We start from the raw sequence: 6,527 nt of genomic DNA on the forward strand, positions 1-6,527 counted from the left end.
CTCCGCCTGCGGCGGGCCTCAATCGCCGGACGGGCTAGAACTAGCCCGTCCGGCGCTTGAGGACACGCCCGCAGGGCGTCCCGGCCGGGGCCGACGCTTCGTACAGGGGTTGCGCGAAGGGGTTGTCCTGATGCGGCGCGCGGCCTAATGTGGCGCCGCGTCATACGGGCCGCACCACCGAGCACGGAGGACCCGGCGTTGAAGCGCACGTCCCGCGACATCCGCACCGCGAACCGCTATGACGTGCTGCGCCACATCATCGCCGAATCCCCCGTCTCCCGGCAGCAGCTGGCCGCCGCGACCGGGCTGAGCCTGGCCACGGTGGCCACTCTCGTGGGCGAGCTGCTGGACTTCGGCATGCTGGTGGAGGTCGGTTTCGAGGACTCGGACGGTGGCCGGCCGCGCGGTCTGGTCGCCGTCAACGCCTCCGGCGGCGCGCTGATCGGGGTGGACGTGGCCGAGACCTATGTCCATGTCGAGCTGTTCGACCTGGCCCTGACCGTGCTGGCCCGCGCCGACGAGGAACTGCGCCCCGGCGAGCGGGACGCGGCGCGGCTCGTGGAGCGCATCGCCGCCGCGGTGGCCGGTGTCGTGGAGCGGTCGGCGGTGGCGGCGGACCGGGTGCTGGGGGTCGGGGTCAGCATGCCGGGGCAGGTGGACCGGGAGGGCGGGGTGTCCGTCTACGCCGCCAACTGGAACTGGCACGACGTCCCGCTGCTGGGCCTGCTGGCCGAACACCTCCCCTACCCGCTCCACCTCGACAACCCGCTGCGCGCCAGCACCGTCGCCGAGCAGTGGTTCGGCGCGGCGCGCGGGCGCGGTGACGCGGTGGTGGTCAATCTGGGTACGGGGGTGGGGGCCGGGCTCGCGCTGGGCGGCGCGCTGCACCGGGGGGTGACCAACAGCGCGGGCGAGTGGGGGCACACCACCCTGGTCCTGGACGGTCGGCCGTGCCACTGCGGCAACCACGGGTGCGTGGAGACATACGTGGGCGCCCCCGCCATCATGCGCACCCTGCGCGAGCTGAGCCCCGGCAGCCCGCTGCTGTGCCCGGACGACCAGACCGCCACCATCGAGGCGCTCGGCCGGGCGCTGGCCGACGGCGATCCGGTGGCCGTAAAGGTGGTCCGGGAGACCGCCCGCTATCTCGGGGCGGCCCTGGCCGATCTGGTCAATCTGCTGAACCCGGAGGTGATCGTGCTCAGCAGCTGGGTGGCGGCCGCGCTGGGTGAGCCGCTGCTGGCCGAGGTGCGCGAGGCGGTGGCGCGGCGCGCGCTGCGCCGCCCGTTCGAGAGCGTCGAGATCGTGCTGTGCCCGATCCCGTCCAACCCCGTGAGCCTCGGGGCCGCGACGTTCGCCCTGGAGGGCTCGCTGGCGGCCATGCGGTCGAAGCACCTCCGCACGTCCTGACGCCCGCACCCCACCGCCCGCATCTCGGCAAGCGCTTGCAACAGACTTCGTCCAACCCCTTGCAAAAGTCTCCCGCCCCTCGTTAACGTCCCGTGCTGGCGGCCCGGGCCGAAGCGCTCGGGCCGACGCGCGCTCGGGCCGCTGGGGCGCGTGCCGACCGATCCCCTCCATCGCAGATCCCTCATCGCAGACCGAGGAGACCGATGAGCACCACCCCCGACACCCAACTGCCGTACTACGAGGACGTGTCCCCGGGCAACGGAGGGCTGCCGCCCCGCGCCTGGGCCCCCGGGTCCGACGCCGCGCGGCTGAGCCTGGGCGGCGACTGGGCCTTCCGGCTGTCGCCGACCGCCACCGCCGAGGACGAGTCCTTCGCCCGCCCCGACTACGACGCCTCCGGCTGGGGCACGCTCGCCGTGCCGGGCCACTGGGTGCTCCAGGGCCATGGCGCGCCCATCTACACCAATGTGCTGTACCCGTTCCCGGTCGACCCGCCCCGAGTTCCCAACGAGAACCCGACCGGCGACCACCGCCGCGTCTTCGACCTGCCCGAGGACTGGCCCGCCGAGGGCGGGGCCGTGCTGCGGTTCGAGGGTGTGGAGTCCTGCGCCCGGGTCTGGCTGAACGGGCAGGAGCTGGGCGTCTTCAAGGGCAGCCGGCTGCCGCACGAGTTCGCGGTGGGCGAGCTGCTGCGGCCGCGCGGCAATGTGCTGGCCGTACGCGTCCACCAGTGGTCCTCGGGCAGTTATCTGGAGGACCAGGACCAGTGGTGGCTGCCCGGGATCTTCCGCGAGGTGACCCTGCTCCACCGCCCCGCCGACGCGGTCACCGACTTCTTCGTGCACGCCTCGTACGACCACGCCTCGGGCGAGGGCACGCTGCGGGTCGACGCCGAGCCCGGCGGCCGGGTCACCGTGCCGGAGCTGGGCCTGGACCTGGCCACCGGTGAGAGCGCGACCGTGGCCGTCGAGCCGTGGACGGCCGAGACCCCGCGGCTGTACGAGGCCACGCTCGCCACCGGCGGCGAGCGGGTGGCGCTGCGGGTGGGCTTCCGTACGGTCGTCGTCGAGGACGGCGTCATCAAGGTCAACGGCAAGCGGGTGCTGTTCCGCGGGGTCAACCGGCATGAGTTCCACCCCGAGACCGGGCGCACGGTGGATCTGGACACCATGCGCCAGGACCTGGTGCTGATGAAGCGGCACAACATCAACGCCGTACGCACCAGCCACTACCCGCCGCACCCCGCCCTCCTCGACCTGTGCGACGAGCTGGGCCTGTGGGTGATCGACGAGTGCGATCTGGAGACCCACGGCTTCGTCGACCTCGGCTGGCGCGGCAATCCGGTCGACGACGACCGCTGGACCCCGGCGCTGGTGGACCGGGCCGGCCGGATGGTCGAGCGCGACAAGAACCACGCGTCGGTGGTGATGTGGTCGCTGGGCAACGAGTGCGGCACCGGCCGCGGGCTGACCGCCATGGCCGACTGGATCCGCGAGCGCGACCCCTCGCGCGTGATCCACTACGAGGGCGACATGTCCTGCGCCGACACGGACGTCTACTCGCGCATGTACGCCTCGCACGAGGAGGTCGGCCAGATCGGGCAGCGGACCGAGGCCCCCTGGGCGGACGCCGAGCTGGACGCCAAGCGCCGCGGGCTCCCCTTCATCCTCTGCGAGTACGCGCACGCCATGGGCAACGGGCCGGGCGGACTCAGCGACTACCAGCGGCTGTTCGAGGCGCACGATCGCTGCCAGGGCGGCTTCGTCTGGGAGTGGATCGACCACGGCATCGCCAAGCGCACCGCCGAGGGCGAGCTTTTCTACGGGTACGGCGGGGACTTCGGCGAGGAGCTGCACGACGGCAACTTCGTCTGCGACGGCCTGATCTTCCCCGACCGCACCCCGTCCCCCGGTCTGATCGAGTACAAGAAGGTCATCGAGCCGATCCGGATCGAGGGCGACGGCGCGGCGGGCACGGTCCGGGTGACCAACACCCACGACTTCGCCGACCTCTCCCATCTGGCGTTCTCCTGGGCCCACGAGGTCGAGGGGGTGGCGGTCGAAGGCGGCGAGCTGGCGGTTCCGCCGCTGGCCCCGGGCGAGTTCGCCGACCTCAAGCTGCCGGACCGACCGGCGGCGGCGGACGCCGGCGGCGAGGCGCTGTGGACCGTACGGGCGCGGCTCGCGGCCGACACCGCGTGGGCGGAGTCGGGCCACGAGGTGGCGTGGGGGCAGATCCAGGCCACCGCCCCGACCGCCCCGCCCGCCCCGACCGCCACGGGAGCCGCGCTCGCGCCGCGCCGCGAGGACGGCGCGATCGTGCTGGGCCCGGGGGCCTTCGATGCGGCCACCGGCGCGCTGGTCTCCCTCGGGGGCCTCACGGTCACCGGGCCCCGGCTCGACCTGTGGCGCGCGCCCACCGACAACGACAACGGCGCGTCCTGGCAGCCCGACGAGCGCTACGGCCTGATCTGGCGTCAGCTCGGCCTGCACCGGCTCCACCACCGCGTCGACGCGGTGGAGTCGGCGGACGACGCGCTGACCGTGCGCACCCGCGTCGCCCCCGCGGCCACCGACGTCGGCTTCGAGGCCGTCTACCGCTGGACCGCCGACGCGGACCGGCTGCGCCTGGACGTCTCCGTCACCCCGCTGGGCGAGTGGACCTGCCCGCTGCCGCGCCTGGGCGTGCGGCTCGGCGTCCCCGCGTCGCTGGGCCGGGCCGAGTGGTTCGGCGGCGGCCCGGGCGAGGCGTACCCGGACACCCACGCCGCCTCCCGGATCGGCCGGTGGGCGCTGTCGGTCGACGACATGCAGACGCCGTACGTCCGGCCGCAGGAGAACGGCGCCCGCGCCGACGTCCGCTGGGCGCGGCTGACCGGCGAGGACGGGGCCGGGATCGCGGTCGAGGGCGCGCCGCCGTTCTGGTTCACGGCGCGGCGCTGGACGACGGAGCAGCTGGACGCGGCCGAGCACACGCCGGACCTGTCCCCCTCGGCGGACACGGTGTGGGTCAACCTCGACCACGGCCAGCAGGGCATCGGCAGCCAGTCGTGCGGGCCCGGGGTGCTCCCGCAGTACCGCCTCGACGCGGCACCCGCGGAGTTCTCCTTCACCTTCTCGCGCGTCTAGGAGGGGCCGGCGCCGCGCGACGGAGGGGTCGCGCGGCGCCGCACACCGTGCCGGCACGTGGTTTCCCCGGCGTCGGGTACATGCGCAGGGGGCACGCGGGTCATCACCCGCGCGCCCCCTGCGCGTCTGTCCACGTCCCGTTACGCCGCCCTGTTCCGCAGCGCCTCGAGCGCCTTGTCCGCGTGCACGCTCATCCGGAACTCGCTCTTGACGATCTCCAGCACCCGCCGGTCGGTGTCGATCACGAAGGTGACCCGCTTGGTGGGGACGGCCGAGATGCCACGCCTGACCCCGAACCGCTCCCGTACGGTCCCCTCCGGATCGGACAGCAGCGGATAGCCGAAGGAGTGCGTACGGGCGAACTCCGCCTGCTTGTCCACCGAGTCCGCGCTCACCCCGACCGGCTGGGCGCCGAGCGCCTTGAACTCCCCCGCGATGTCCCGGAAGTGACAGGCCTCCTTCGTGCAGCCGGGGGTGAAGGCCGCGGGATAGAAGAACAGCACCACGGGGCCGTTCTCGAGCAGCCCGCTCAGCGTGCGGGCGGCGCCGGTCTCGTCCGGCAGTTCGAAGTCCTCGACGACATCACCGATATCCATACAGCGAGGCTACTCGGCGGTCGGAAAGCTACTCGCCCAGGGCGGCCCGCAGGGCGGCCGTGCGCTGTCGGTCGGTGCTGACCCGATGGAGGTCGAACCCGCGCAGGGGCGGGCGGCGTTCGGCGGTCAGCGACTCACGCAGCCGGTCCACGACGGCAGCGGAGAGGCTGCCGCCGCCGAGGTCGCGCAGCAGGTCGAGCGCCGTCCCGAGGTCACGGGCGGAGTCGACGGTCGCGAGCAGCGCCTCGGTCAGCTCCTCGCGGTCGACCACCTACAGTCAGCGCGATGCGATGGACCGGGCCGGGCGGCTCGGGCCGGCCGGCGAGCCGCTGCTGCCCCGACCCGGCCAGGATCGTTTCCGGTGCGTGCTGTGCCGTCATGCCTGCGATCTTGGCATGTCCCGGAGGCCCGGTCCGGTCCGGCCGGGCCTCCGGACCGGGGCCTCAGCCGGTCTGGACGATCGGCTCCTGAAGCTCGGTCACCCACTGGGCGCGGTCATCGGGGCAGTGGAGGGAGACTTCGCGCGGGTATGCCGCCGAGCGGTAGCCGTTGGCGTCGATCCACCGGCCCAGCGCCTGGGCGGTGGGCACCACGTCGTCCATGGGGCCCCGGTGCACGACGGTGGCGGCGCGCTCGACGCCGGGCAGTTGGACGATCCGGACCTCCTCCCCCGCGCTCACCTGGGCGCCGACCGGAAACCCGGCGTGCACGGTGATCGCCCCGCCGCCCTCCGGCGCGTCTTCGTAGTAGGCGAGCCCGGGGCCCGTGGGAGTCACCCCCGCGGCGTCCAGCAGAGCGCACAGCCGGCCGAACAGCGGGCCGACGGCGGGGCCGATGTCCCCCGGCTCGAAGCTCGCCGCGGTGGCGGTCAGCTCGGCCAGGCGGAGCGGCGGCAGGCTCTTGATCACAATGTCTTCGGTGGGCATGCGTCCCTCGTTCTCGATGGTCCGGAGCCTCGCCTCCACCTGGGCCAGCCGGGCTGCCGCCTCCGCGACGGCCGATTCCAGCTCCATGCGGCGCAGCCGCAGCATCCCGCGCAGCTCCTCGGTGCCGATGTCGTCGTCGAGGAGCGCTTTGACCTGCTGGAGTGTGAAGCCCAGGTCCTTGAGCGCGATGACGCGGTTGAGCCGTGCGAGCTGCCCGGCTTCGTAGTGGCGGTACCCGCTGGCCGGGTCGGTGTGGACGGGGCGCAGCAGCCCGATGGCGTCGTAGTGACGCAACATGCGGACCGACACCCGTCCGTGCTTGGCGAACTCTCCGATGCTGAACATGACGCCTTCCAGTCCAGGGCCTCACACGGTGAGAGGGTCAAGCGTACGGAGGCGGAGGTTCCGTCGGCTCTCCGCGGAAGGGCGTCGGAAAGGCGTCGGCGCCCGGCCGTGGCCGGGCGCCG

Annotated in this window: 5 protein-coding genes; 2 read left to right on the forward strand and 3 right to left on the reverse strand. The window is 73.4% G+C overall.

Features of this window, described 5'->3' with window-relative positions:
* The first annotated feature begins 198 nt into the window (after positions 1-198).
* Both ABTY62_RS47220 and ABTY62_RS47225 read left to right on the forward strand, forming a co-directional pair.
* Complete coding sequence (locus ABTY62_RS47220; RefSeq protein ID WP_352135584.1) at positions 199-1,410, forward strand: ROK family transcriptional regulator; 1,212 nt, start codon at positions 199-201, stop codon at positions 1,408-1,410.
* Positions 1,411-1,613: 203 nt separating this feature from the next.
* Positions 1,614-4,538, forward strand: a complete 2,925-nt coding sequence (locus tag ABTY62_RS47225) for a glycoside hydrolase family 2 TIM barrel-domain containing protein (protein WP_352135585.1) — start codon at positions 1,614-1,616, stop codon at positions 4,536-4,538.
* A 140-nt stretch (positions 4,539-4,678) separates the two neighbouring features.
* Here ABTY62_RS47225 and ABTY62_RS47230 read toward each other — a convergent pair whose 3' ends face one another.
* From ABTY62_RS47230 to ABTY62_RS47240, 3 genes are all read right to left on the reverse strand, one after another.
* Positions 4,679-5,134: a peroxiredoxin gene (locus ABTY62_RS47230; RefSeq protein WP_311730657.1), complete on the reverse strand. Its 456-nt coding sequence runs from the start codon at positions 5,132-5,134 to the stop codon at positions 4,679-4,681.
* A gap of 28 nt (positions 5,135-5,162) precedes the next feature.
* The gene (locus ABTY62_RS47235) at positions 5,163-5,405 is read right to left on the reverse strand and encodes a hypothetical protein (RefSeq protein WP_352135586.1); all 243 of its coding nucleotides are present in this window, start codon (positions 5,403-5,405) and stop codon (positions 5,163-5,165) included.
* 172 nt (positions 5,406-5,577) lie between these two features.
* On the reverse strand, positions 5,578-6,405 hold the full coding sequence (locus ABTY62_RS47240; RefSeq protein ID WP_352135587.1) for a MerR family transcriptional regulator: 828 nt from the start codon (positions 6,403-6,405) through the stop codon (positions 5,578-5,580).
* Positions 6,406-6,527 lie beyond the last annotated feature (122 nt).

The sequence above is a fragment of the Streptomyces sp. NPDC097640 genome (assembly GCF_040302705.1).
Lineage (GTDB): Bacteria > Actinomycetota > Actinomycetes > Streptomycetales > Streptomycetaceae > Streptomyces.

What these genes read in the sequence shown, in the direction of transcription:
- ABTY62_RS47225 (WP_352135585.1), top strand. Translation starts at nt 1,614, where the DNA reads ATGAGCACCACCCCCGACACCCAACTGCCGTACTACGAGGACGTGTCC.
- ABTY62_RS47230 (WP_311730657.1), bottom strand. Translation starts at nt 5,134, where the DNA reads ATGGATATCGGTGATGTCGTCGAGGACTTCGAACTGCCGGACGAGACC.
- ABTY62_RS47240 (WP_352135587.1), bottom strand. Translation starts at nt 6,405, where the DNA reads ATGTTCAGCATCGGAGAGTTCGCCAAGCACGGACGGGTGTCGGTCCGC.